At 46.7% G+C, this 25,819-nt stretch carries 22 protein-coding genes; 11 read left to right on the top strand and 11 right to left on the bottom strand.

Annotated features, from left to right (window positions below):
* Positions 1-31: 31 nt before the first annotated feature.
* The 4 genes from ABQ275_RS14825 to ABQ275_RS14810 all read right to left on the bottom strand — a co-directional run bounded on the left by ABQ275_RS14825 (position 32) and on the right by ABQ275_RS14810 (position 6,755).
* Positions 32-1,522, bottom strand: coding sequence for a DUF1501 domain-containing protein (locus ABQ275_RS14825; protein ID WP_349313923.1), 1,491 nt, complete (start codon positions 1,520-1,522; stop codon positions 32-34).
* Positions 1,523-1,576: 54 nt separating this feature from the next.
* On the bottom strand, positions 1,577-4,285 hold the full coding sequence (locus ABQ275_RS14820; protein ID WP_349313922.1) for a DUF1553 domain-containing protein: 2,709 nt from the start codon (positions 4,283-4,285) through the stop codon (positions 1,577-1,579).
* A gap of 100 nt (positions 4,286-4,385) precedes the next feature.
* Positions 4,386-5,273 (bottom strand): AraC family transcriptional regulator, encoded by an 888-nt coding sequence (locus ABQ275_RS14815; RefSeq protein WP_349313921.1) that lies wholly within the window; start codon positions 5,271-5,273, stop codon positions 4,386-4,388.
* 51 nt (positions 5,274-5,324) lie between these two features.
* On the bottom strand, positions 5,325-6,755 hold the full coding sequence (locus ABQ275_RS14810; protein WP_349313920.1) for a serine hydrolase: 1,431 nt from the start codon (positions 6,753-6,755) through the stop codon (positions 5,325-5,327).
* 81 nt (positions 6,756-6,836) lie between these two features.
* Here ABQ275_RS14810 and dinB point away from each other — a divergent pair, with 81 nt between their 5' ends.
* Positions 6,837-7,955 (top strand): DNA polymerase IV, encoded by a 1,119-nt coding sequence (gene dinB / locus ABQ275_RS14805; protein WP_349313919.1) that lies wholly within the window; start codon positions 6,837-6,839, stop codon positions 7,953-7,955.
* A gap of 25 nt (positions 7,956-7,980) precedes the next feature.
* On the opposite strand, the gene ABQ275_RS14800 is transcribed toward dinB, so the two are convergent.
* The 4 genes from ABQ275_RS14800 to ABQ275_RS14785 form a co-directional block, all read right to left on the bottom strand.
* Entirely contained in the window at positions 7,981-8,394 is a 414-nt protein-coding gene (locus tag ABQ275_RS14800; protein ID WP_349313918.1) for a contact-dependent growth inhibition system immunity protein, read from the bottom strand.
* A 224-nt stretch (positions 8,395-8,618) separates the two neighbouring features.
* On the bottom strand, positions 8,619-8,951 hold the full coding sequence (locus ABQ275_RS14795) for a hypothetical protein (protein WP_349313917.1): 333 nt from the start codon (positions 8,949-8,951) through the stop codon (positions 8,619-8,621).
* Positions 8,952-9,024: 73 nt separating this feature from the next.
* Positions 9,025-9,933 carry an NAD(P)/FAD-dependent oxidoreductase gene (locus ABQ275_RS14790; protein ID WP_349313916.1) on the bottom strand — a complete coding sequence of 303 codons (909 nt, stop codon included), beginning with the start codon at positions 9,931-9,933 and terminating at the stop codon, positions 9,025-9,027.
* Between the two features lie 98 nt (positions 9,934-10,031).
* Positions 10,032-11,792: an ABC transporter ATP-binding protein gene (locus ABQ275_RS14785; RefSeq protein WP_349313915.1), complete on the bottom strand. Its 1,761-nt coding sequence runs from the start codon at positions 11,790-11,792 to the stop codon at positions 10,032-10,034.
* Between the two features lie 156 nt (positions 11,793-11,948).
* Here ABQ275_RS14785 and ABQ275_RS14780 point away from each other — a divergent pair, with 156 nt between their 5' ends.
* Positions 11,949-12,458, top strand: a complete 510-nt coding sequence (locus ABQ275_RS14780; protein WP_349313914.1) for a DUF4251 domain-containing protein — start codon at positions 11,949-11,951, stop codon at positions 12,456-12,458.
* An 8-nt stretch (positions 12,459-12,466) separates the two neighbouring features.
* Here ABQ275_RS14780 and ABQ275_RS14775 read toward each other — a convergent pair whose 3' ends face one another.
* Positions 12,467-12,946 carry a GNAT family N-acetyltransferase gene (locus ABQ275_RS14775; protein WP_349313913.1) on the bottom strand — a complete coding sequence of 160 codons (480 nt, stop codon included), beginning with the start codon at positions 12,944-12,946 and terminating at the stop codon, positions 12,467-12,469.
* A 58-nt stretch (positions 12,947-13,004) separates the two neighbouring features.
* On the opposite strand from ABQ275_RS14775, the gene ABQ275_RS14770 reads away from it, so the two are divergent.
* The 3 genes from ABQ275_RS14770 to ABQ275_RS14760 all read left to right on the top strand — a co-directional run bounded on the left by ABQ275_RS14770 (position 13,005) and on the right by ABQ275_RS14760 (position 17,767).
* Positions 13,005-13,625 carry an HAD family phosphatase gene (locus tag ABQ275_RS14770; protein ID WP_349313912.1) on the top strand — a complete coding sequence of 207 codons (621 nt, stop codon included), beginning with the start codon at positions 13,005-13,007 and terminating at the stop codon, positions 13,623-13,625.
* 323 nt (positions 13,626-13,948) lie between these two features.
* Positions 13,949-15,808: a family 16 glycoside hydrolase gene (locus ABQ275_RS14765; protein WP_349313911.1), complete on the top strand. Its 1,860-nt coding sequence runs from the start codon at positions 13,949-13,951 to the stop codon at positions 15,806-15,808.
* 21 nt (positions 15,809-15,829) lie between these two features.
* Complete coding sequence (locus tag ABQ275_RS14760) at positions 15,830-17,767, top strand: hypothetical protein (RefSeq protein ID WP_349313910.1); 1,938 nt, start codon at positions 15,830-15,832, stop codon at positions 17,765-17,767.
* 113 nt (positions 17,768-17,880) lie between these two features.
* Here the strand turns inward: ABQ275_RS14760 and ABQ275_RS14755 are convergent, their stop codons facing one another.
* On the bottom strand, positions 17,881-18,348 hold the full coding sequence (locus tag ABQ275_RS14755) for a hypothetical protein (protein WP_349313909.1): 468 nt from the start codon (positions 18,346-18,348) through the stop codon (positions 17,881-17,883).
* A gap of 253 nt (positions 18,349-18,601) precedes the next feature.
* On the opposite strand from ABQ275_RS14755, the gene ABQ275_RS14750 reads away from it, so the two are divergent.
* The 5 genes from ABQ275_RS14750 to ABQ275_RS14730 all read left to right on the top strand — a co-directional run bounded on the left by ABQ275_RS14750 (position 18,602) and on the right by ABQ275_RS14730 (position 24,218).
* Positions 18,602-19,231 carry a TetR family transcriptional regulator gene (locus tag ABQ275_RS14750; protein ID WP_349313908.1) on the top strand — a complete coding sequence of 210 codons (630 nt, stop codon included), beginning with the start codon at positions 18,602-18,604 and terminating at the stop codon, positions 19,229-19,231.
* Positions 19,221-20,597: a TolC family protein gene (locus tag ABQ275_RS14745; RefSeq protein WP_349313907.1), complete on the top strand. Its 1,377-nt coding sequence runs from the start codon at positions 19,221-19,223 to the stop codon at positions 20,595-20,597. The genes ABQ275_RS14750 and ABQ275_RS14745 overlap by 11 nt, the downstream gene beginning before the upstream one ends.
* Positions 20,598-20,624: 27 nt before the next feature.
* The gene (locus ABQ275_RS14740; protein ID WP_349313906.1) at positions 20,625-21,761 is read left to right on the top strand and encodes an HlyD family secretion protein; all 1,137 of its coding nucleotides are present in this window, start codon (positions 20,625-20,627) and stop codon (positions 21,759-21,761) included.
* A gap of 162 nt (positions 21,762-21,923) precedes the next feature.
* Positions 21,924-23,504: a DHA2 family efflux MFS transporter permease subunit gene (locus ABQ275_RS14735; protein ID WP_349313905.1), complete on the top strand. Its 1,581-nt coding sequence runs from the start codon at positions 21,924-21,926 to the stop codon at positions 23,502-23,504.
* Between the two features lie 141 nt (positions 23,505-23,645).
* Positions 23,646-24,218, top strand: coding sequence for a hypothetical protein (locus ABQ275_RS14730; protein WP_349313904.1), 573 nt, complete (start codon positions 23,646-23,648; stop codon positions 24,216-24,218).
* Here the strand turns inward: ABQ275_RS14730 and ABQ275_RS14725 are convergent, their stop codons facing one another.
* On the bottom strand, positions 24,219-24,680 hold the full coding sequence (locus ABQ275_RS14725; RefSeq protein WP_349313903.1) for an Mpo1-like protein: 462 nt from the start codon (positions 24,678-24,680) through the stop codon (positions 24,219-24,221). It lies immediately after the preceding gene.
* Positions 24,681-24,931: 251 nt separating this feature from the next.
* Between ABQ275_RS14725 and ABQ275_RS14720 the strand changes: the two genes are divergently transcribed.
* The gene (locus ABQ275_RS14720) at positions 24,932-25,816 is read left to right on the top strand and encodes an NAD(P)-dependent oxidoreductase (protein ID WP_349313902.1); all 885 of its coding nucleotides are present in this window, start codon (positions 24,932-24,934) and stop codon (positions 25,814-25,816) included.
* Positions 25,817-25,819: the final 3 nt, after the last annotated feature.

Raw genomic sequence — 25,819 nt, 5'->3', positions numbered from 1 at the left:
AATAAGTAAATATCCAAATGATTTGATCGCGTCAACTCAGGATAGGCGTAATTACTTTGCCGCCTACATCTGTAAGCCGGAATGGGCGGCCCTGGAACTGGAAGAGCAGTTTTTCATGATCAAAGCCCAGTTGTTGCAGGATGGTGGCATGGATATCGTTGATCGCTACTTTTCCTTTGATGGCAGCATATCCTATCTCATCTGTTTCTCCCCACGAAAATCCTTTTTTAATACCGGCGCCGGCCATCCACATGGTAAATGCTTCAATGTGGTGATCACGGCCCAGGAAAGGCATTTCTTTACCATCCCGGTTTTCCTGCATAGGTGTGCGGCCAAATTCGCCGCCCCAGATAACGAGTGTTTCATCCAGTAAACCACGTTGTTTCAGATCCTTCAGCAAGGCAGTGATGGGACGGTCAATTTCCCGGCATTTATTGCGGAAACCATAATCAATAGCCCCGCTTTCACTGGTACCATGACTATCCCATCCCCAATCATACAGTTGTACAAAACGAACGCCTTTCTCTACCAGTTTCCTTGCCAGCAAACAGTTGTTGGCAAAGGATTCGCGTCCAGGCTGTGTGCCGTACATCTCCTGGATGTTGGCCGGTTCAGTGCTGATATCCATTACATCCGGTACGGAGATCTGCATCTTATAGGCCAGTTCATATTGTGCAATACGTGCCAGCGTTTCAGGGTCGCCGAAAGACTGGTATTCCTGTTTATTGATTTCGTTGATCGCCTCAATAGACTGTTTTCGGAGATCCCTGCTCATGCCCTCGGGATCATTCAGGTATAATACCGGTTCTCCTTTGGTACGGCATTGTACGCCCTGGTATACAGATGGGAGAAACCCGCTGCCCCACACACTTTTACCGGCATCCGGTGTATTACCACCGGAGGTAAGTACCACGAAACCAGGGAGGTTACTGTTTTCGCTGCCAAGACCGTAGGTTACCCAGGAGCCTATGCTGGGTCTTCCCAACCTGGCGCCACCGGTTTGCATCAGTAGTTGGGCTGGGCCGTGGTTAAACTGGTCAGTCTGCACCGCTTTCAGGAAACTTACCTCATCTGCCATGGTAGCGAAATGTGGCATGTTATCCGATATCCAGGCGCCTGATTCCCCGCGTTGTTTGAAGTTGGCCTGCGGGCCCAGCATTTTAGGTACACCACGTATAAAAGCAAAATGTTTCCCTTCCAGCAGGGAAGGCGGACATAGCTGGTTATGGAGCTTTTGCAGCTCAGGTTTATAATCAAATAATTCCAGTTGAGAAGGTGCGCCTGCCATGTGCAGATAGATCACACTTTTAGCCCTTGCAGGGAAATGTGGCGCACGGGGGGCCATCGGGTTTCCGCTGATATCTACCAGCGGACTACTACCCGCGTTGCTGCTACAGCCACTCAGCAACAAGGAGCCGAAGGCTGCTCCTCCAAGTCCGGTAACACAGTCCAGCAGAAAATGCCTGCGGGTAATAAACCGCAGTGTTTCTTCATTGGCTTCGCGTATCAGTTTTTCGTGCATGGGTATCAGTTATAATGTGAATAAGGTGCTGCTTTTTGATCAGCAGTTGACTCCTTACGATTTCGTTAAAAATTCATCGAGGTTCATGATGGCATTGGCCACTACTGTCAGTGCAGCCAGTTCCGCCATCTGTGGCGGCTTGTCTTTGCATTGCAACAGGGCAGCCGCTGCTGCCGGTTCTTTGCGGTATTGTTCCAATGCCTGGTTGTATAATTTTTGCAGTACCGCCAGCTTATTATCCGGGAGTTGCCGGAACAAAGCGGTTTGGTAACCCCAACGGATACACGCAGTGGCATCTTTCCCACCGTTGCGTTGCATATGTTGCGCAAGACTACGGGCCGTTTCCACATATACCGGATCGTTGAGCGTCACCAGTGCCTGTAGCGGCGTATTGGTACGGATGCGGCGTTGCAGACATACCTCCCGGCTGGATCCATCGAAGGAAAGCATAGATGGATAGGGGCTGGTGCGCTTTTGGTACACATATACTGCACGACGATACTGGTTGCCATCTTCGGCTGTATGCCAGGTTTCGCCACTATATACAGTTTGCCAGATGTTGTCGGGTTGATAAGGCATGATACTGGGACCATTGAGATGACGGTTTAATAAACCACTCACGGCCAGGGCCTGATCACGTACTGCTTCGGCAGTCAGCCTGAAATGTGGTCCCCGTGCCAGTAACCGGTTAGCAGGGTCTTTCTCCAACAGATCGGGGCTGGTAGCAGCGTCCTGTTTATAGGCTGCGGACATCACTATTTCGCGTAATATTGATTTGGTACTCCACCGGTAATCGTGCATGTAGCGATAAGAAAGCCAGTCCAGCAGCGCCGGATGTGAAGGCAGGAAGCCCTGTGTACCGAAATCTTCTACTGTTTCCACGATGCCGGTGCCAAAGAGTTGTTCCCATAGCCGGTTTACCATAACGCGTGCGGTAAGCGGGTTTTTGGTGTCTACCAACCAGCGCGCCAGGCCCAGGCGATTGCGGGGGGCATCGGCAGGGAACGGGTTTAAGGAATGTGGTACATCAGGTTCTACGGCTGCTCCTTTTACCATCATGTTGCCACGTTCAAATATGTTGGTGGTGCGGCGCATGGAGGCCGGGTTTTCTACCATTACCGGTACATCTTCCGGTTTTTTATTTACCAGTGCCAGCATTTCTGCTGTTATTTTTTCATATCCTGGCTGTCCTTTTCCAGGCAGATCGTCCCGGAAAGCAAACCATTCGACCATGCATACCACGTCGGCGGGATTGATGGCTGGGTTGCGGAATACCAGGTACAGGTCGTGTTTGCCGGTGAGTGCCGGCAGCGGCATGGCGATCACCTGTCTGCCGCTTGTAGGCGCCAGTTGATGCGTGAGGATGGTTTTTCCACGGAGGCTGTCGAGCCGGAATTCTACCACACCGCCTTTGTTGCCGGTCCAATAATTCATGAACAGCTGCGTTTTACCATCGAGCGATTGCCCCGGCATGCGGCAGCTTCCATTATTCCGTACCCCCATATATTTGGTGTCTACCAGTGCGCCATTGATATATTCATCGCAAACATGCGCGTGTACTTTCGGTTCCAGTACCTGCAGGAACTCCTGTACGTCGTGCTGCTGGGTAGCGTTACCATATTGTTGCACCCAGCCTGCGATCTGGTTCACTTCTGCCAGACTAACGCTATCGTATAAACGTAGTTTGGGGTGATCCATTTCGGTATCTTCATCACGGGTATTATTCAGAAAAGCCAGGAGCTTGTAGTAATCTTCAAAATGGAAAGGGTCATAAGGATGGCTATGACATTGCACACAGGCAATGGTAGTACCCTGCCATGCTTCCATGGTGGTACTGAGACGATCCATCACAGCGGCGGTACGGAATTCTTCATCCTGTGTACCTCCTTCATCGTTCGTCATGGTATTGCGGTGGAAAGCCGTTGCTATGATCTGATCGTTGGTAGGGTGTGGCAACAGGTCGCCGGCCAGTTGCTCTATGGTAAAGGTATCGTAAGGCATGTCCTGGTTAAAGGCATTGATCACCCAGTCGCGGTAGCGCCATATTTTTCTGCCGGGATCGCGTTCATAACCTTTGGTATCAGAATAACGGGCCAGGTCCAGCCACATGGCAGCCCAACGTTCACCGTAGTGGGGAGAAGCCAGCAGGCTGTCTACTATTTGCTCATAGGCATGCGGATTATTATCAGCCGCAAAGGAGCGGGCCATTTCAGGTGTGGGTGGTAAACCGGTAAGATCCAGGCTCACACGACGCAATAGTGTCATCTTATCTGCTTCGGGGGCGGGTTTGAGCCCTTCCTGTTGCAGCCGTTCCTGTATAAAGCGATCAATGTCATTGCCTTTATCCACATTTATATCCGGCACCTTTACGGGATGCAGCGGCATATAAGCCCAGTGCTTGCCCCATTCGGCGCCTTGTTTTACCCATCTCGTCAGGATGTCTACTTCTTCAGCGGTCAGCGGCTCCCCTTTTCTCGGCATCCGTTCTTTCGGGTCTTTGCAGGTAAGGCGGCGTATGAACTCGCTTTTTTCAGGATGCCCGGGTATGATAGCCGGTTTGCCGGATTTGGTGATACCCATGGCCTCTTCCCGGAATAGCACACTGAAGCCGCCATTCTGCTTTACGCCACCGTGGCAACTGATGCAATGTTTATTTAGGATGGGTTTTACTTCCGTACTGAAATCTACCCGCTTGCGGGAATTGCAGGCGACCAGTATAATACCTATACTGAAAGAAATAACAAGGACTGGTATAATTCTCAACGTGGGAAAATAACGCATTACATTTTGATTGACCTTTAGTAAAAGTAATACTGTGGAGGCACTAACCGAATAGAGGATATACTGATTTTGATGGATTATCTTACGATGCTGTTTTCTTTTCCCGGTACTGGTTTGGCGACATGCCCATTACTTTGGTAAACATACGCGAAAAGTAGTAAGGATCTTCGATGCCAAGCAGTGCTGCTATTTCTTTGATGCGTAGATGGGTGAAAATCAGGTACTGACAGGCCTGTTGCACTTTCAGGTGATTGAAATACTCAATAGGTGTGAAGCCGGTATTTGTTTTAAAGAGATAGGAAAAATGAGAGGGAGAGAGGTTCACCGACTGTGCCATTTGTTGCAGCGTAAGCATATATCTTACGTGCTGATTCATATAATCAATGGCCATATCTATGGCATCATGTTCGGGTTTCAGTTTCCCGGGTGTATAAGTACCGGGATAAATACAGGATGCCATAAATGACCAGAAATTCATGTTGGCATAAACGAGGTTTTCCGTTCGGTAGCCTCTATTTAGTTGCTGATAAATATTATTGAAGAGCACTTGTCTTTCTGTTGAATGCGGGAGGAAAATTTTATGTCCGTTGCATTGCTGTTGGGCCATCTCCACAATGGCATCGGCGGTATGTCCGGTGAAATGTATCCAGTAAATTGTCCAGGGGTCCTGTTCATCGGCACTGTATGCATGTGCCCACCTGCGCGGGATGATGAAGCAATCACCTGCCCCGATCGGGTAAGTTTCTTTCTTCAGCATAATGTTGCCGCTGCCTTCCACGCAATAAATAAGAATATGCTGATCAACGCCTCTTACCCGTTTACGATAATGAAATTTTGCTTTGGGATAATAACCGATATCTGTGATATAGAGCGGAGCGGATACCGGCTCGCCCGCGCACTTGTTTTGCAGGATATTACGTGGTATCACAATCGCCTGTTGCCCGTGGAAGCCTTCTCCTTTTTTGATCATGCCGGGTATACTTTTTATAAAAGTAAGAAAATCCATCAAGGGCAGCTATCCTTATTCCTGCTGCCGCGTCATCTTCAGTTCCAGGCCGTTCTGAAAGAGGGTGAGCCGGACGGGTTTCCCGTCATCGGCGATATCAAATTTAATTTTTGCTGCGACTACGGTATAAAAAAAGCTGTTAACGGAATCAGGGTAGATTTCATAGGCTGCCTGGTTGGTCAACCGGGCATACACGTGGTTTCCTTTACTGGTGATATACATTTCCACACCCGGTTGGCTATCCCAGGTATATTTGCCTTCCAGGTTCAGTGCCTGTGCGTTGGTAATGCTGATACTGCGCTTGTAAATGATGGCAGTAGGCATCTTATAAGGTTCTCCCCAAAGGATATGGTCAATGGCAGACATGATTTCCACAACAGATGCCATGTTCCAGTAATTGCAAAGCACAATAATGGTTTTGTGGGTATCAGGATACCTGGCAATAACACTGGTATAACCAGGAAGACCGCCGGTATGCCAGTACATGTTTCCCTTCAGTGGCGACTTTGAAAAGATCCAGCCAAAGCCGTATTTACTGTCGGAAGTAAATCCTGCAAATCCATTTTCCAGGGGAAAGGGGGCGTAGGCTTCTTCCTGTGTTTTCCGGGAAACGAGTTTCTCTGTATTCAAGGCCTGGTCCCACTTCAGCAGGTCTTCCACATTACTGCTGATCCCATACGGACCGGCAATAGGGTCCAGGTATTTTCTATAGCCCATCTCTATCTGCTGATTGACAGGAATAAAATCATTCGCAACTGCACTCCAGGAATAACTCAGCGCATAATTGGGTAGTTTGTTTTTTGCTGTTAACCTGGAATAAACGTGCGTGTTTTTCATACCCGCAGGTATAAAAACATGCTGTTGCATATAGTCCGCAAAAGATTCTCCCGAAACAATTGCTACGATCTGCGCCAGCAAAAGATAGTTGGTATTGGAATAACTGAACTTTGATCCCGGCCGGAAAGCAGCACTGTCAGCTACGGTTGGGAGTAGCTTCACAATGTCTTCGTTAAAGTAAAAGCGGGAAGTATCCAGTTGTTGCTGATTCCAACCCAGGAATTCGGTGATACCGGAGGTGTGGGTCAGGAGATTTCGTATAGTCACGCCCCTGTAGGGAAGCGCCGGGAAATATTTTTGCAGGCTGTCTTCATAAGACAACTTTCCTTTCTCCTGCAACTGCATAATAGCCATTGCTGTAAACTGTTTGGAGACAGATGCCAGTTCAAACAGCGAAGCTGTGTTTAACGGGATTCCTTTTTCCTGGTCGGCATAACCAAATGCTTTTTTGTAGATAGGTTTGTCTTCTTCTGCTACGAGTACACAGCCATTAAAATTATTACGTGCTACCAGCGTATCAAACAGGCGTTGCAGGCTATCGGTTTTATTTTGCGCCGTAGCTTGTAGTGTGAGCAGGGATAAAGCAATAAACAGGTATCTCATTTTCATGTGCTACGGGATCTCAGGACAAAATACGAATTCCGTAATTCTTTTTAGTCGGTATCTTTACACTGGCTGCCGGATTTAAACATGGAAGAAAACGACCACAAAATTCAACGGAAAATTATTCATATCGACATGGATGCATTTTATGCATCTGTGGAGCAGCGCGATAATCCACTCTACAAGGGTAAAGCCATTGCTGTGGGTGGTTCTCCTGATGGCCGCGGGGGTGTAGTGGCTACGGCCAGTTATGAAGCGCGCAAATTCGGGGTCCGTTCTGCGATGCCTTCCAAACGTGCTTTGCAGTTGTGTCCCGAATTGATTTTTATAAGACCAAGATTTGATGCGTATAAAGAAGCATCGCGTAAGATCCGCGAGATCTTCTCCCGGTATACCGATCTGATAGAACCATTGTCGCTCGATGAAGCCTACCTGGACGTCACTACCGACAAACAGCATATCGGTTCTGCTATTGAAATTGCAAAGCTCATTAAAGAAGCTATCAAAACGGAATTGCAGCTGACTGCTTCTGCGGGTGTTTCCATTAATAAGTTTGTGGCAAAAATTGCTTCTGATCTCGATAAACCGGATGGACTAACTTTCATCGGACCTTCTGCTATCGGTAGTTTTATGGAGCAACTGGCGGTGGAAAAATTCCATGGTGTAGGAAAGGTTACAGCGGATAAAATGAAAAAGATGGGCCTCTTTACAGGGGGCGATCTTAAAAAATTGTCGGAACAGGAACTGAAAAATCATTTCGGTAAAGTAGGTGCTTTCTATTACCGGATTGTGCGTGGTATTGATGACCGGGAAGTACAACCGCACCGGGAAACCAAATCACTGGGCGCAGAAGACACCTTTCCATTCGATCTGACGATCGTGGAAGACATGCACACAGAGCTGGAGAAAATCGCCAGAACAGTTTGTACAAGGTTGGAACGCTATGAGCTGAAGGGCCGTACTATTACACTCAAAATTAAGTACAGTGATTTTAAGCAGATCACCCGTAATCAATCTTTTCCTTATCCGGTTGGTGACCTGGATACTATTCTCCTTACCGCAAAACAGTTGTTGGCAGGCACCTGGCCTGAAGACAAGAAAATACGGCTGCTGGGAATAACACTGTCTAATTTCGGTGAAGCTAATCCAAGTCAGGATAAGCAAAGCAATCCGGGGCAGTTATCACTTTTCGATTTTGAGGGATGATCTTTTACCTGTTGATGCCGGTCGTTTACGACTGCCAGTAACCAGGTAAGTCTATCTCTGTCTCAATTTCTACGGCTCTTTCTTTGATCATCTTTTTCAGATCTTCGTGAAGATCCTCATGCTCTTCCCAGAATGGTGCGGGTACGTCCAGTACATTTTTCAGTAAATCGCCACGGTACAGATCTGCTTCTACAAACAAATCATCTTTTAATTTCTCAATAGCTAAGGGAACCAGATAAGTCGGGTTAAATGATTGTCCGATTAATACCCTTAAATCGCTGGCGGTTAACTTGATTACCGGTACTTTGCTTAAAGCGATGCATCTTTTAACTAATCCTGTAACTAATACTGCGTCCTTTTCCGTTTCTGTAGTGGGTTCCCAACTTTTGTGTTCTAATTGCTCCAAAGATTTATATCTCCATATATCTTTTTTGTTCATATAACCTCTCGTAACTTTTGTCAATAATATACTAAATTAATCAGATGAGCCCCAATCACATGATTTTTTTTCTGTTTGCTGGCGTCCGCCTCGCTGGAACGGGACATGGGATAGGGCGGTTTTCTGTATCCAGACTTTGATCTGTGGCGGGTTTCACTTCGGGGGTGCTGAAAAATCGTTCATAGGGAAGAAGGAGCCTGCCGCTCTCACGGCAGGCCCATCTGTTAGTTTTCTGATACCGCTGTTTGTGCAGGGGTATTGTACTTTGGCAATACCAGCAGCTTTACAATCGTGTGCGCAATGGCAGAAAGTACCAGCGCCAGCACGATCAGCAGGGCAGATTTTACAGGCGTGTCAAAAACATCTATAACGCCGGATACGGATTTGCCCGCAAACAGGATGGTGAGTCCGCAAGCCAGCACGCCGGTGATCCACAACGTGATATGTGACCACAGGTATTTCTTTTTCTGAAAACCTTTTTCACCAAAGGAGGTGAAAAGCAGGTACACATGTGCGATAAAAAATAATACAGCTAAAGTGGATAGGGTTGTTAGCATGTTGGTTTTTTTGGATTAGGAAAATGGTATAGACGGCTAAAATACAAATTCCATTTAATAATTTTCCAAACTGTTACCAAACTTCTTCCACTAACGCTTTATTGATCATGGCGCCCGCCAGGGTACCTGCCGCAGTGGCCTGGGAGAGGCTGCGGAAAGGAGTGGTGCAGTCGCCCGCAGCGAACACACCGGGTACGCTGGTACGCTGAAAACTATCTGCTTCGATGTGGCCTGTTGCGGTGAGCACGCATCCCAATGCAACGGGGATATCGCCGGATAAACGCATGGCTGGCCGGGCGTATAAAACACGGACCGGCGCGCTGCTGCCATCTGTAAAAAGAAGTTGTTTTACCTGCCCTTTTTCCTGTTCAATTTCACGGATCACTTTATCGTTGACGGCTATACGATGTGTAGCCAGTTTATCGAGTTGTTCATTACTAAAAACAGCGGCGCCATTAGTGAAAATGGTGAGGTTACTCGTCCAGTGATGAATCATTTTACTAAACTCATAAGCTTCTTCCCCGTTGCTCAGTATCCCGGTTACCTCATTGCGCACCTCGTAACCATGGCAATAGGGACAATGAAGTACAGAGATGCCCCAGGCTGCTGCAAAGCCTTTTATATCGGGCATTATATCCGTTATGCCGGTAGCCAGCAATAATTTTTTTGCCTGAAAATGTTCACCGTTTTTGGTTTCAATCAGAAAGCCCATTCCATTTATCGTTGCGCTGACAGCTGTTTCGTTTTTGAACTGTATGGTAGGGTAGTGGCTTACCTGTTCTTTCGCAGCTGCTGCAATGGCCGCGGGTGTCTGGCCGTCATGCGTAATAAAGTTGTGCGCATGCGGCGTTTGCCTGTTGGCGGGCATGCCGTTATCCAGTACCAATACCTGCCTGAAAGAGCGCCCCAGGGCCATGGCGGCGGATAAGCCGGCATAGCTGCCCCCGATAATAATAACATCATATAATTGTCCGTTGATCATAGCTGACGGTTTTATGCTGACAAAGATATGTGTTTATGCAACATTGTTGCAAATTTATTCTGAGGAATTTCGGCCTACGCTGTGAAATATTCGAACAGCTATTTGTTTTCCTGGTGTTTCCATAACTCCTGAAACACGCCGCTGCTGGCCCGCAGGGATGTGAATGTTCCTTCGGCAGCAACGCGGCCCTGCTGCAATACATAAATATAATCGAACTGCGGCAACAGGTGCAGCCGGTGCATAGAAGAGATAATGGCTTTATCAGCAAAGGCATGGAACATCTTTTCATAGATCATGGCTTCTGTTTTAGGATCTACACTGCTGGTAGGCTCGTCCAGCAAAATCACTTCGCTGCCCCTTGCTGCCAGGATGCCACGGGCCAGTGCCAGCCTTTGTTTCTGACCACCGGAAAGGTTCACGCCTTTCTCCCGGATATCCGATTCAAGTCCTTCCGGCAGCAACGATACCACTTCCGTGAAATGTGCGCTTTCACAAACAGACAGGATGTCTTCCTGTATAAAGGGCAATCCAAGCGTAACATTATACGCAATCGTGTTTTCAAAAATTTCCGGCTCCTGCGGAAACAACGTAACGGTTTCATTAAGCGTTGCCAACGGGTAAGCTTGTCCGTCTACCTGGAACCGCGTATCCTGTTCCGGTTCATACAGCCCTCTCAAAATAGCCAGCAGCGTGCTTTTTCCGCTACCGCTTTCCCCGATAAGGGCAATCTTTTTTCCACGGCCTATCCGTAAATGCAGGTGATGCAAACTTTGTGGTGCATGCTCATTATCATAGGTGGTGAGATGCGAAAAGCTGAGGTTACTGATCTCAATAGTCTGCCACGAGGCAGGCAGCACCACCGCGGCTTCGGGCCGGTGATGCTCCGTATAGGCATTACTGATATTACGCGCTGTTTCTACGGAGGTATTATATTGCACCACATCGGTATACTGCCAGGCTACATCCTGGAACGCGCTGGTAAACTGGTTGACATAGCCCACCAGGGTTACCAGCCCTGCGATATAAAATACTTCTCCCGGCACCCAGTGCTGGAAAATATACCCGATTGCCACCACGCAATAAATGATGGTGATCATGATATCTGCTACGAACCACTTCCATTCGTTGATGAGGGTATTGCGGCGGAAGGGTGGCCATATTTGCGCGATCTTTCCCAGCAAACCTTTTTCCATGCTCTTTTCCAGCCGGAGGGTGATGACTGTCATAATATTGGAAAGACTGTCAAACAGGGTAGCAGATACCACGTGTTCCCGTTCATTAATCTCTTCCAGCGTTTTGATGATGGGCCTGTCAAACCGTAGCACCACCCAGATACAAACTACACCGAGCAATACACCAATAGTGCCGAACAAAGGCGAGAAGTACATCATGGCAATAACGGAAAACAGTAATTTGGAGAGGGCATGCAGGTACATGAATCCCCGTTCAAAAAATTCTTTCAGGGCTTCATACGCCTTGCGGATCCGGTTGATCACAGACCCGCTGTGGTTGTCCTGGTGCCACTTTACCGGCAGGTGCAGCGCCTGGTGATATCTCTCCTGTAAAAAATTCCGGCTCAGGTTAAAGGCCAGCCGTCGTTCCATTACCCGCGCAGGTCCATGAAAGGCCCATTCCATCAGCTTCAGCCCGAAATAGCCGCCTGCAAACAACATGGTATTATAGGGCAGGTTCGCAGAATCCCGCTGGATCTTCCCGATAAACCAGCCAAACAATACCGGATTCAGTGAAAAGAAGATATTGGCACAGATGAACATGGCGTATACCAGCAGGTACTTTTTGCGCTCCCGTTTTGCGTATGTCCAGGCCGTTTTTAATAAAGAAATATATGGGTTAGGCATGATTCCGGATTTTAAAAGGCTTCAACCGCTTTGCCTTCCCCCGGAGGGAAGGCCGGAAAGAGGCCATCAGCTTGTGAAAATACGTTATCTTCCCTAAATGGTAATTTCCTTTTATGGTATGATATTCGCTTTCCTTTCACGGTAAAATTAATTATTATGAAAAGTTCGTTTGCATTAAAGACCGTATTCATCTTTTCAATGATTGCACTGACTACCGGAAGCCTGTACGCACAGGAAACAAAAACACAGAAAAAGGAAGAAAAAGCAGCGGAAGTAAAGGCGCTGATCGATTCCCGCAACTACGTTTTTGTAGCCCAGTCAGCCCTGCCTATGAATGGGCGTACACGTCAGCTTACTTCGGAATATAATGTCACCGTAACAGCTGATTCAGTGGTCAGCTACCTGCCTTATTTCGGGCGTGCCTATTCCGCACCTTATGGCTCCAATAAATCGCCACTGGATTTTAAAACAAAACAATTTAAATACACCAGTACACCCCGCAAAAAAGATGGTTGGAGTATCAGCGTGAAACCTACCGATCAGCAGGATATTCAAAATATTAATATTACCGTTTCCAGCAGTGGCTATGGCACATTACAGGTAACCAGCAATAACCGCCAGCCCATGTCTTTTAACGGGTATATCAAAGAAGGGAAGAAGCAATAAAGGCGACGCTATTTTTCAACGACTTCCATTACCCGTTGCATGGCGTAATTTGTTAGCCCTGTTTCTCCGATCATAACCGTTTGTTGTTCGATAGGGATAAAGCCCATCGTTTCAAAAAATGGTTTCGCGGTAATGCTTACATAGGCTGTAAGCACCGGTATCTGCTGCGCTACAGCGATTTTAAACAGCTTATGCACCAGCATGGAGGCAATGCCTTGCCGTTGAAAGTCTTTGTGTACAAACATCATATCCAGTTCGCCCGTATCTTCCAATGAGGCGAAGCCTGTCACCATTTCTGCGGGTGTTACTACCACATAGAAATGTTGTGTTGTTATTTTTTTTTCGAGAGATGAAATACGGTCTGCTGTAGCAGCCCATGCTGCTATCTGCGTGGCGTCATAATCACGGCTGTTGATTTCCTGTATTGTTTGCCGGTACAATGTCCGTAACTGGCCTATATCGTTGATGGTCGCTTTTCGTATGTGCATGCTGCTGGTTTAATGAAGGGATAACATTATATTAGTAGTGCAATTTAATTTTTTTCAGATGGAGAAGAAAAAAACGATTACAACTTTATTCCTGGATATAGGCGGGGTGCTGCTCACCAACGGGTGGGACAGGGCTGCCCGTAAAAAGGCGGTAGAAATCTTCCAATTGGATGCCCTGGAAACGGAAGAAAGACACCACCTTACTTTCGATACCTACGAAGTAGGTAAACTTACCCTGGATGAATACCTGGGCAGGGTCGTATTTTATGAAGACAGGTCCTTTACCCGTCATCAGTTCAGGGAGTTTATGTTTGCACAGTCGGCTCCTTACCCCGAAATGATTGAACTGATACGTACCCTGAAAGCAACTTACCATCTGAAAATTGCCATCGTAAATAATGAAGGGCGAGAACTGAATACGCACCGTATCCGGCATTTTGGGATCGGTACCTTTGTCGATTTTTTCATTTCTTCCTGCTTTGTACATTACCGTAAGCCGGATGCGGATATTTACCGCATAGCCCTGGATATAGCACAGGTGGCGCCTGAAGAGGTGGTATACCTGGAAGACCGCCCGATGTTTGTAGACATTGCCAACGGCCTGGGTATTAATGGGATCTGCCATAACAGTTATGCGGAAACCCTGCAGGCGCTGGAACAGTTTGGGCTAAAGATCTGACCTCCGGCCACCGCTTTTTTTACCGCTGATGTAATTTTTACCCCGATATCGTTTTTTGTTACAAATAATTTCTATTTTGGCCGCCGCTGATGAAGTTGGTTGCGATGCTATATTATTGTGTTACTGATGCTATACAACACAAGATCGTTTATGGATAGTGGTATCCCACGTTATGATCCGCCCCAATTTTACAGCTTGTATTTTGGAAGTAGTATTCCTATGATTTTCATTAACAATTTATTCGACCGTATTATTAAATGTCATTAACGCTAAAAGCATCTTTAGCTAAATGCTTTTAGCAAAATTTAAAACTCTACAGATCTATGCTCAGATGGAATCAGTTCCGTCCAAAGGGGAAACGGTTGCGCGTATTCGACCCTAAAACTTTGGTGATGATTTTTAGTGTCGGTTGCAGTCAGCAATTGATCGCGCAACAAAATGTTCCGCTAACGGATTTATCCGCATTTCAGCAGCCTGCTGCCAATTGGCGTTTAGCCGGCGACGTTAGGGCAGACCTCCGGAAGCACAACGTGCTGGAAACAACGGCAGGCACAGGTATCCTCGTTAATCTGCCGGATAAAGGCAAACACGGGCAGGACCTTTACAGCACCTGGCAACACGGTGACCTGGACCTGGAACTGGATTACCTGTTATCCGAAAATTCCAACTCGGGTATTTATCTCCAGGGGAGATATGAAATACAACTGTTTGACAGCTGGGGCACCACTGCACCACGCGCTTCAGACAACGGCGGTATCTATGAACGCTGGGATGATAGTAAACCCGATGGCCAGCAGGGCTATGATGGTCATGCACCCCGTCAGAACGCCAGCCGCGCGCCCGGATTATGGCAGCACATGAAGATTGCTTTCCAGGCGCCCCGCTTTGACGCCGCCGGTCATAAAATCGCTAATGCCGTTATCCTGAAAGTAGAACTGAATGGGGTTACCATCCAGGAAAATGTAGCTTTATCCGGTCCCACACGTGGCGCCATGCAGGATAATGAAGTAACTACAGGTCCGCTCCGTATCCAGGGAGATCACGGCACCATTGCCTTCAGAAACATCCGGGTCAGCAACTATAACCAGCCGAAACCAACGTTGAAAGACGTGAAGTACAGCGTATATAAAGGAAAGTTTACAAAAGTACCTGATTTTAATACGATGAAACCCGCTGTTACCGGTACTTCGGAGCTGATCAGCTCCAACATCAGTGGCCTGCCGGACAATGAATTCCTGGTACGCTATACCGGTACACTGATGATAAATGCTGCCGGAAATTATGAATTCAATATCCATGCTTCCGGTGGCGGTGGCGCTATGAAGATCAACAACAAAGAAGTGATCAAACCCAGCAACTGGGATGGGAAAGGCAGCGTGGAATTGCAACCCGGCAGTTATCCCGTTGAAGTGCTGTATAGTAAAACCGTTGACTGGGCGCAACCTGCACTAACCTTATCTGTAAAAGAAAGCGGTATCCGTGAATTTGTGATCAGCGATACCAATGTGCCGGCAGATGATCCTACCGATCCAATCCTGGTAACAGCTACAGAAAACACGGTGCTCCGTAGTTTTATGGACCTCCGTGGTGGTCCGCGGGTAACACACGCCATTTCTGCGGGGAGTCCTGCTAAAGTACATTACACCTATGATATGGACAACGGTCTGCCTGTACAGGTATGGCGTGGCGATTTTCTCAATACCACCCCGATGTGGCATGACCGTGGCGATGGTTCTTCCCGTCCTTTAGGAATGATCTGCATCCTGAACAACCACCCAACAATGGCCATTGCACAACTGTCTACGCCGGAAACCGCCTGGAGCAAAGATACCACCGGTACCGGTTATCGCCCTAAAGGCTACTCATTGGATGAAGCAGGGAAGCCTGTTTTCAGTTACCAGGTATATGGCGCCACGGTGAGCGATAGCATCAGCGTATTACCGGAAAGTCAGGGTATTCATCGTACGGTAAATATCACGCAACCTGCTGAAAACCTGTACCTACGTATAGCCGTAGCCGATAGCATAACGCTGTTGCCCGGCGGATGGTACCAGGTAGGTGATAAATCCTATTATGTGAAGATGGATGACGCAGCAGCTACTCCTGTAATCCGTAACCAGGATGGTCGCACGGAACTGATTGTACCGGTAAAAACGAAAGTGGGCTACGCGGTTATCTTCTAAGCAGAAATACTAACGATTATTATGAAACTGAATTATAAAGGAATAACAGCCGGATTAGCAGCCGGGATGTTATTATTAACAACAACTATCACCTCCGTAATGGCGCAGGAATCGGCCAAGGAAGAGGACTTTTTCCGCATCGCACGTATGAGCTCTCCTGAAGGCACCCTGCTGGAAGTTGGGGGGCTGTGTACCCTGCCAAACGGCGACCTGGGCGTGGCTACCCGCCGTGGTGATATCTATATCGTAGAGAACCCTACCAGCAAACAACCCTACTTCCGCAAAGTAGCTTCCGGGCTGCATGAGGTATTGGGACTTGCCTATAAAAACGGTTCCCTGTACTGCGCCCAGCGCGGTGAACTGACTAAACTTACCGACACCAATATGGATGGTAAGATCGATAAGTTTGAAACCGTATATGCGTGGCCGGTATCCGGTCATTATCATGAATATAGTTTCGGACCGGTTATCGCTCCGGATGGCTCTTTCTTTGTATCCGGCAACGTAGCCTTTGGCGACGAAGAATGGTGGCGTGGTGAAAGCCGTGTGCCCTGGCGCGGATGGATGATGAACATCACAGAAGACGGTAAAATGCAGCCATGGGCTACAGGCTTCCGTTCTCCCTGCGGTTTAGGTATGGTGGATGGAGAATTGTTCTACACAGAAAATCAGGGCGACTGGATGGGTTCCGGCGCACTGGTACATGTGAAGAAAGGCAGCTTTATGGGCCATCCCGCAGGTTTGCGCTGGAGTGGCATGCCCAACTCTCCTGTAAAATTGACCACAGAACAATTATACAGCAAAGTAGATCCCCGCTTCCGCAGAGATGCGCAGGGCCGTGCTATCAAACCGGAGAATGTAGAGAATGAAAAATTTGTGACGTTGTTTGATATGAAGCAATATTTCCCCGAAATACAGCTGCCGGCAGTATGGCTACCACACGGTGTTTTAGGAATCTCCAACGCACAGCTGACCACCATCCCCGACGGCGTGTTTGGTCCGTTTGCCAAACAGCTCCTCATCGGCGACCAGGGACAAAGCAAAATTATGCGTGTATACCTGGAGAAAGTAAATGGTGAATACCAGGGCGCTGCCTGGGATTTCAGAAGCGGTTTCCAGTCGGGTGTATTGCGCCTCGCCTGGGGAAAAGATGGTTCCCTGTTTGTAGGGGAAACCAACCGTGGATGGGGTTCTGCGGGCGATGCCAACCAGGGCTTGCAACGCCTGGTATGGAATAACCGCGTGCCTTTTGAAATGAGAACCGTGAGCGCCATGCCGGATGGTTTTGAAATTACATTCACGCAACCGGTAGATAAAAAGTATGCGGAAGATCTGGCTTCTTACAATGTAGAAAGCTTTATTTATAAATACCATCCTGTATATGGCAGTCCTCCCGTAAACCCGGAAAAGCTCACCGTGAAAGGCGTGAAGGTATCTGCTGATGGTATGAAAGTGCGTATCATTACAACAGGGTTACGCCGTTACTACATCCATAAGCTCTCCTTGAATGGTATCCGCGAACAGGAACGTTCTTACTCGCTGGTACATCCGGATGTGTATTATACGCTCAATAACATCCCCGAAGGGGCCAAGCTGTCTATGTCGGAAGTAAGTACAAGAAATTCTGCGAAAGCATCTGTGGTGGCTGTTTCTGTTGCTGCCACATCAAAAGCTGCCGGTCCAAAATCTGTTACTACTAAAACCCCGACACTTGCAGAGGTACAGCCGTTACTGAATAAATACACTTGTTCTTCCTGTCATAATGCGGAGAAAAAACAGGTCGGTCCCGGCTTCAATGAAATAGCTAAAAGAAAATATTCCGTAGCTAAAATACTGGCATTGATCCGTAATCCGAAACCGGAAAACTGGCCTGGCTATCCAACGCCTATGCCGCCTTTCCCCCAGGTGCCACAGGCCGATGCCACGAAGATTGCGATGTGGATTAATTCACTGAAATAATAAATATTCAGGGATTTTTTGATTTACGAATTTAGGGATTTGAAATGCAGCGAAGATCTACGCGAAAATCTTCGCTGCATTTCAAATCCCTAAATTCGTAAATCAAAAAATCCCTAAATACTTTTATAGCGTTCCCGCGCTATAAATGATAACGGTAGCCCGATCATTACTATCAGGATGATGACACCTATAACGGCACCGTCTAAACGAAATGGCGCAGCAGGAATCCTGGTCAATGGCAACACCAGTATATTCATTACAACCCAGATAAAGATGCCGTATCCGATTCCGGTAAGGGCCGGGTGTTTCCGCATGGCGGGCAGCTTTGGATAGAGCAGAAAGAACAGGATCGTAAAAGCCATAGCGATACAATAATGGAAGAATACCCCCCACCAGGGCATAGCAGGGTCCCCACTAAAGGCTGCTGGCCCAAAAGCCGCACTGGCAATAAAAATCAACACTTTCGTAAAACTCTTACCGGTGGTCAGTACAAACTGAATGCAGGCCGTAAGTATGTCCAGCGAGCCTACCAGCAGGCCGGTTGTAATAATTGTAATGATAGTGGATGAACGTTTGGACATGATGAAAGCAGGAAGGGTGAGCAATCGGATTTCACACTTAAATTAGAAATTCCTTTTATAAAAATCATCAGTATAATGAAATTTTCGCTTTTTCTGAGATGATTTTATGAACAATTCTTAAAAACAGCTTAAAGAGATATTGATTTTTAATTATTTATATCTTAATAAAATAAAAATTTAAACAGATACTTAAATAAACGATTGTTTTAATTAAACGTTTGTTTAATTTTGCTTCGTCAAATCAAAAAGGAACATGGAAGAGTATAATGAGAAACAACTTTCTATCATTATGGTTGCAGAACGGCTGTTTGCGGAGAAAGGCTTTCATGGCACTTCAGTAAGGGACATAGCGCAGGAAGCGGATGTAAACATTGCCATGATCTCCTATTATTTCGGATCAAAGGATAAGCTGCTTGAAACGGTGTTCCGCCTGCGCATGGATGCCTCACGGGTATTTATCAATGAATTGTTACTAAACGATACATTGGCTCCCCTGGATAAAATTTACAGCCTGATCGACAGGTTTATCAATAAAATGTTGAATGAACAGTACTTCCAGTGCATTATGAGCCGTGAACAGCTCAACAGGGATCAAAGCCCTGTACGTGAGTTGATCTGGCAACTGAAAGGGGAAATGCTGGGATTAATGCAACCCATCGTTACCAATGCACAGGAAGCGGGTATTTTTCATAAAGATGTAGATGTGATGATGATGATGACCACCTTGTTTGGCACTATCCACCAGGTGATCCCGGCACAGCACATCCTGAGAAAAACGGAATACGCCGGCTTAAATGATAATGAATTCAGAGAAGTTTTAAGAAACAGGTTGAGTCTCCATTTAAAAAAATTGTTTAAAGTAATCCTAACACATGAGTTCTAAAAGCATATACGCACGATTATATGCGCTTGCATCGGGAATCATGCTGACACTGGTGTTCCAGGCAGCCTCCGCACAACAAAGTTCTAAATCGCTTTCGTTAGATGAAGCCATTTCGCTGAGTATACAAAACAGCAAACAATTAAAGGTAAGTCACGCCAGAATGGACGACGCCAATGCATCGGTGAAAACGGCCTACGAGCGCCAGCTTCCTGACGTAAGCGTTTCCGGTTCTTATCTGCGTGTGTTGCAACCCAACATTGACCTGAAACTCAAAACAGGTGATAACAATGGCGGCAGCAACCCAGATCCGGGCACCAAATCAGAAATGCCAAAAGTTAATTCTGCTGCTTATGGTATTGCCAGTGTATCCGTACCCGTTTTTGCCGGTATGATGATACAGAGTGGTAAAGAAGCAGCCCGTTATCTCGCTGTAGCTGCAAAGCTGGATGCAGATAAGGATAAGGAAGATGTGATTCAGAATACCATTGCAGCCTACAGTAACCTGTACAAAGCAACGGAAGCAGTGGAACTGGTGAAAGAAAACGTAAAGCAATCTGCACAACGTGTAGGTGATTTCAGCAACCTGGAAAAGAATGGCCTGCTGGCACGTAATGATCTGTTGAAGGCAGAACTGCAACAGTCTAACTACGAACTGGCACTGATGGATGCTGAAAACAGCCTGAAGGTAGCTAACCTCAACATGGACATCATGCTGGGCTTACCGGATAACACTGCATTGCAGCTGGATACCACCGTTTTTAAAGTAGGCAATAATATGGATAGCAGGGGCGTAGCGGAATTTGAGCAACTGGCATATCAGCACCGTAAGGATGCAGCTGCAATCAGTGCCCGTGAACATGCTGCCAACGCAGGTGTGAAAGGCGCAAAAGGAGAATACTATCCTTCACTGGCCGTTACCGGCGGATACATCGCTGCATACATTCCGAATGTACTCACCATCACTAATGCCGTGAATGCCGGGGTAGGACTGAAGTACAATTTATCTTCTCTCTGGAAAACAGGTTCTAAAGTAGCCAGTGCAAAAGCACAGCTAGCAGAAGTACAGGCAAACGAATCAAAACTCACAGACGCGATCCATCTCGATGTTTATCAGTCTTACGAGAACTATCTCCTGAGTCACAAGAAAATGGACACCTATATAAAGGCGATAGAACAATCAGAAGAAAATTACCGCATCACAAAAAACAAACACGATAATAACCTGGCAACAACAACAGATCTGCTGGATGCCGATGTGGCAAACCTACAATCTCACCTTAACTACGCTTTTGCAAAAGCAGATGCGCTGGTAGCCTATAACAAACTGTTACAGGCAGCAGGTTTACTCGATAATAGCAACAAATAATACCACAAACCAATAAACTACAAAACTGTGGAAACAACGCAAACAAAAGCTACTACTAATAATAATACACACATGCAGCAGGAAACACCGGCGCCCAAGAAGCGCAGCAAAGGATTCGTCATCGTACTGGTATTACTGGTAGTTGGTGGTGGCGCATTCGGTATCACTAAATATATTCATAGTCTGCACCACGAAGAAACAGATAATGCTCAGATAGACGCTAATGTGAGCCCGGTAATACCGCGCGTATCAGGTTTTGTGAAAGAAGTAAGAGTGAAGGATAACCAGTTCGTGAAAAAAGGGGACACCCTCGTGGTCCTGGACGACCGTGACCTGGTTATAAAAGTACAACAGGCTGAAAACGCCCTGATGACAGCACAGGCTAATCTGGGCGCTGCAGAAGCTTCTACCATGGCTGCTGAAGCAGGTATCAGCACTGCACAAGCCAACATCGGAACAATTGACGCACAGATAGAAGCTGCGAAAGTAAACATCTGGAGAGCCAGCCAGGATTATGATCGTTATAATAACCTGATCAAAGATCACTCTGTCACCCAGCAACAATACGAACAGGCACTCGCTGCAAAACAAACAGCAGAGCGTCAGCTGGATGTATTGGTAAAACAGAAAGCTGCGGCCAGCCGCCAGAGTTCTGTTGTTTCTTCACAGAGCAGTGCTACCTCCAAACAGATCAACCTCGCTAACGCCGGTATCAAACAGCGTGAAACAGATGTGGAAGATGCTAAACTGATTCAGTCTTATGCAGTCATTACCGCGCCTGAAGATGGTGTGCTGTCAAAGATTTTTGTACAGCCTGGTCAGTACGTAGCTGCCGGTCAGTCGCTGTTCAGCGTAGTAATGGATAACACGCCATGGGTAGTCGCTAATTTCAAGGAAACACAACTTGAAAAAATGAAACTGGGACAAAAAGTAACGGTACATATCGACGCATACCCCGGTACACCGCTGGAAGCAAAAGTAACTTCCTTTGCACCGGCTACCGGCGCCAAATTCGCACTGCTGCCGCCTGATAATGCTTCCGGTAACTTCGTAAAAGTGGTACAACGTTTACCCGTAAAAATCGAGTTCAACGAACCGAACAACGGATTAATCAAACAGTTGCGCCCGGGTATGAACGTGCTGGTAGACGTGCATCTCAACTAATCATACATGAATGCATCATAACCAGGGATTAGTAGTTAATGGAAACCATGCTTATGCCAGGATTTTATTATCAGATTAACTATTCATCAACAGGAAGGAAATGCTCCGGCATTAATTATTAATTCCTGGTTATCCTGCTTTCATTCAAAATATACGTGTTGCATGCAACAAGAATCATTGATAGAATACGGCTCACGCAGGGTGATTATTACGATCACTGCTATATTCTGCGCTTTGCTGGAAATTGTGGATACCACTATCGTGAATGTGGCGTTGAATGATATGCGCGGTAACATGGGTGCTACCCTCAGTGAAATAGGATGGGTGATCACCGCATATGCTATCGGTAACGTAATCGTAGTACCGATGACCAGCTGGTTATCACAACAATTTGGCCGTCGTAATTATTTCGCCGCCTCCATTATCATCTTTACCGTATCATCGTTCCTTTGCGGAAATGCGACCACCATGTGGGAACTGATCCTGTTCCGCTTTGTACAGGGACTTGGTGGTGGTGCGCTACTGGTTACCTCTCAAACTATTATCACAGAAAGTTATCCACCGGAAAAACGTGGAATTGCCCAGGCCATCTATGGTCTTGGTGTGATCATCGGCCCAACACTGGGCCCTCCTTTAGGTGGTTATATCACCGATAATTTCTCCTGGCCTTACATTTTCTACATCAACATACCTATCGGCGTTATCGCTACCCTGCTTACTTTGCAGTTTGTGCGCAGCCCGAAATATGCAGAGAAAAAGGCTGTCAGTGAAATTGACTTCCTCGGTATCCTGTTGCTGGCCCTCACGGTAGGCTCCCTGCAATTTGTACTGGAACGCGGACAGGAAGACGACTGGTTTAACAGTCCGGTTATTACGGCATTAACGGTAACGACTGTATTAAGTTTGTTCTTCTTCATATGGCGGGAGCTCACCTATAAAAACCCTATTGTGGAATTGCGGGTACTCAAAAACGGTAATCTGCGGGTAGGTACGATCCTGTCTTTCATACTCGGTTTTGGGCTCTATGGTTCTACTTTCATCATCCCCTTATATACACAGGGTTTGCTGGGATGGACCGCCACGCAATCCGGTATGCTGATGATCCCTGCGGCACTTACTACGGCATTTATGATGCCGATCATCGGTAAGATGCTGGAAAGAGGTGTACCACAGCAATACCTGGTAGCTTCCGGTATGTTCCTGTTCTTTATATACAGTTTCTGGGGATATAAAATTATTACGCCTGCCGATACCGGCTCCGACGCTTTCTTCTGGATGTTGATTGTACGCGGTGTGGGTATGGGGCTGCTCTTTATTCCGATCACCACCCTGGCATTGTCTTCACTGAAAGGTCAGCAGATTGGGCAGGGTGCGGCATTTACAGGTATGATGCGCCAGTTGGGAGGTTCATTCGGGGTGGCATTGATCACTACGTTTATGACGCGGCAGAACATGTTTTACCGCAATGACCTGGTAGGCAAACTGGATATCAATAACCCCGATGTGATCAACAGGGTAAACGGCTTACAGCATAGCTTCATAGCTAAAGGTATGGACCCGCAAACGGCATTGAGCAGTGGTTATAAGGTCCTGGATTTCTCTGTCACCAAACAGGCAGCGGCCATGTCATACATGGATGTGTTTCTGTACCTGGGGCTGATGTTCCTGATCTGTATCCCATTTGTGTTACTGGTAAAAGGAAATAAACAAAAAACTAAACTGGATCCATCTGCAATGCATTAACGGAACAGTTTCAGCGTATAAATTTATTGTTGCAATAACAGTGTAACAGTTGTAGGTTTAGGTAAATAAGCCCCGATATTCATCGGGGCTTTAGTTTTTTTATGGAGATAATTATTTAATTTCCATATAAATACTATCGCTATGGAAACATTCGGTCATGTAAGAATGGTCATTGGCTTTATCCTCAGCCTGAGCATTGCCCACCTGCTGAAAGGCACCGCCAAATTCATACAACATCCTGGCCGCGATAAGCCTTACTGGATACATCTTTCCTGGGTGTTATATCTCTTTATCTTACTCGTACATTTCTGGTGGTGGGAAATTCCTTTACATAATCTCCAACGCTGGACATTCCCCGAATACATCTTCGTTGTTTTCTTCATCACTACTTTTTTCCTTTTATGTGCACTGCTATATCCGGATGATGTAAAGGATTACCAGGGCAACTACAAGGATTACTTTTATTCGCGGCATCAATGGTTCTTCGGTGTACTGGCCGCTTTGTTTGTTGCGGATGTAATAGACACACTCCTGAAAGGAAAGCAATATTTTCTTCATTTCGGTTGGGAATATCCGGTACGTAATTTCGTGCACCTGGCATTATGTCTCATCGCCATGAAAACCACCAATAAAACATATCATGGCGCTATCGTGGTGCTATTCATTATATACGAGCTGTCATATATCATGCGGTTATTCCTGGTAGCCGCCTAGTTATAATTTAATACCGGCCTTTTTATAGATAAAGCTCAGCAGCCACGCCGGGCCAATCAGCAGGAATTGCAGGTCCTTGAAAAAAGAGGGCTTCGCACCTTCTATTTTATGTCCGATGAATTGTCCGATCCAGGCCAGCACAAAGATGACCAAAGCGGCCTGCCATACAACAATCTCCGCGATTGCAATCATGCGCCAGCCCCAGAGGCAAAGAATGCCAATAATAAGCATTCCCGCTGCCAGCGAAGGAGAAAGGCGGGCATAATAAAGGATAAGCAGCAACAGTACGATATGGGCTACACTCAATACCATGCGGAAGCCTGCTACCGGCAGCTTGATGGCATACAAAAAGCCGACAATGCTGAAGAAAATAGCAGGCACACAAACCCAATGAATTAGTTTGTTGGTATGATTCCGGTGGCTGCTGCCGTATTCATCCAGCCATTGGTGAATAGTTCTCATCGTGGACGTGGTTTAACGTGAAAAGGAAGGTAACCCTTCTTATAAATATAATTTATTTGCCGTTAATGATGACTTGTTTCATACCCCGGGCTACTGAACAGAGGATGCACAGCAGAAAGAGTATACTGCTTTTCAAAGTATAGGAATTATTATAGGAAGATAATATTATTTGTGGGTTTTTTACAGCTGTTTCAGGGAGAAACCATTCTAAAATAATAGATTTGATCATCCAATAATTTAAAAACAGTAAGATGGAAACTATCGGATTTATCGGCACCGGCAACCTGGGTTATCCCATTGTCGAAAATCTGCTGAAAGCAGGATATGGAGTAAGCGTGTATAACCGTACACGCGAAAAGGCGTTGCCATTACAGCAGTTAGGAGCCGTGCTGGTAAACAGTCCGGCGGAAGCTGTCGTTCAGGGTGGTATTGTTATGTCGCTGGTATCTGATGATAAAGCCATTATAGCTATTGCGGGCGATGCCCTGGTAAAAGCACTGGGGGCAGGAGGTATTCATGTTTCCATGAGTACAATTTCTCCTGATACCTCGCGTATACTGGCTGCACATCACCTGGAAGAAGGGGTACAGTATGTAGCGGCGCCTGTGTTTGCAAGGCCCGAAGCGGCTGCCGCCAAAGTTGGTACTGCTGTAATTTCCGGTAACGATGCTGCTAAGGCAAGAATAAGACCTTTACTGGAAGCTGGTTTTGCGAAAAATATTTTTGACCTGGGAGATGATGCCGGTAGCGCCAACGTATTAAAACTGATTGGTAACTTTATGATTGCAGGCGCTATTGAAATGATGGCAGAGTCCTTTGCATTGGCAGAGAAGAATAAGGTAGATCCGCGTGTGGTATATGAAATGCTGACCACCACGTTGTTTGCATCACCGATCTTCAGGAACTATGGTGCTATGATCGTAGACCGTAAATTTACTGGTGACCCCTCTTTCAGTGCTGCATTGGGTTTGAAAGATCTGAACCTGGTACTGGAAACGGCAGCGAGGTCTTATACGCCGATGCCATTGGCGCAGCTGGTGCAGTCGAGATTGACAACCGTACTGGCAAAAGACACGAAAGATGCGGATTGGATTGCGCTTGCGATGGGCGCACTGGAAGATGCCGGTTTAAAATAACAG

Source organism: Chitinophaga sp. MM2321, assembly GCF_964033635.1.
Taxonomy (GTDB): Bacteria; Bacteroidota; Bacteroidia; order Chitinophagales; family Chitinophagaceae; genus Chitinophaga.
Note: the sequence above shows the minus strand (reverse complement) of the source record. Positions and strands in the feature narration are given on the sequence as shown.

Coding starts and splice junctions, on each gene's coding strand:
- ABQ275_RS14825 (WP_349313923.1), bottom strand. CDS start 1,522: ATGCACGAAAAACTGATACGCGAAGCCAATGAAGAAACACTGCGGTTT.
- ABQ275_RS14815 (WP_349313921.1), bottom strand. CDS start 5,273: ATGATCAAAAAAGGAGAAGGCTTCCACGGGCAACAGGCGATTGTGATA.
- ABQ275_RS14810 (WP_349313920.1), bottom strand. CDS start 6,755: ATGAAAATGAGATACCTGTTTATTGCTTTATCCCTGCTCACACTACAA.
- dinB (WP_349313919.1), top strand. CDS start 6,837: ATGGAAGAAAACGACCACAAAATTCAACGGAAAATTATTCATATCGAC.
- ABQ275_RS14800 (WP_349313918.1), bottom strand. CDS start 8,394: ATGAACAAAAAAGATATATGGAGATATAAATCTTTGGAGCAATTAGAA.
- ABQ275_RS14795 (WP_349313917.1), bottom strand. CDS start 8,951: ATGCTAACAACCCTATCCACTTTAGCTGTATTATTTTTTATCGCACAT.
- ABQ275_RS14790 (WP_349313916.1), bottom strand. CDS start 9,933: ATGATCAACGGACAATTATATGATGTTATTATTATCGGGGGCAGCTAT.
- ABQ275_RS14785 (WP_349313915.1), bottom strand. CDS start 11,792: ATGCCTAACCCATATATTTCTTTATTAAAAACGGCCTGGACATACGCA.
- ABQ275_RS14780 (WP_349313914.1), top strand. CDS start 11,949: ATGAAAAGTTCGTTTGCATTAAAGACCGTATTCATCTTTTCAATGATT.
- ABQ275_RS14775 (WP_349313913.1), bottom strand. CDS start 12,946: ATGCACATACGAAAAGCGACCATCAACGATATAGGCCAGTTACGGACA.
- ABQ275_RS14770 (WP_349313912.1), top strand. CDS start 13,005: ATGGAGAAGAAAAAAACGATTACAACTTTATTCCTGGATATAGGCGGG.
- ABQ275_RS14765 (WP_349313911.1), top strand. CDS start 13,949: ATGCTCAGATGGAATCAGTTCCGTCCAAAGGGGAAACGGTTGCGCGTA.
- ABQ275_RS14760 (WP_349313910.1), top strand. CDS start 15,830: ATGAAACTGAATTATAAAGGAATAACAGCCGGATTAGCAGCCGGGATG.
- ABQ275_RS14755 (WP_349313909.1), bottom strand. CDS start 18,348: ATGTCCAAACGTTCATCCACTATCATTACAATTATTACAACCGGCCTG.
- ABQ275_RS14750 (WP_349313908.1), top strand. CDS start 18,602: ATGGAAGAGTATAATGAGAAACAACTTTCTATCATTATGGTTGCAGAA.
- ABQ275_RS14745 (WP_349313907.1), top strand. CDS start 19,221: ATGAGTTCTAAAAGCATATACGCACGATTATATGCGCTTGCATCGGGA.
- ABQ275_RS14735 (WP_349313905.1), top strand. CDS start 21,924: ATGCAACAAGAATCATTGATAGAATACGGCTCACGCAGGGTGATTATT.
- ABQ275_RS14730 (WP_349313904.1), top strand. CDS start 23,646: ATGGAAACATTCGGTCATGTAAGAATGGTCATTGGCTTTATCCTCAGC.
- ABQ275_RS14725 (WP_349313903.1), bottom strand. CDS start 24,680: ATGAGAACTATTCACCAATGGCTGGATGAATACGGCAGCAGCCACCGG.
- ABQ275_RS14720 (WP_349313902.1), top strand. CDS start 24,932: ATGGAAACTATCGGATTTATCGGCACCGGCAACCTGGGTTATCCCATT.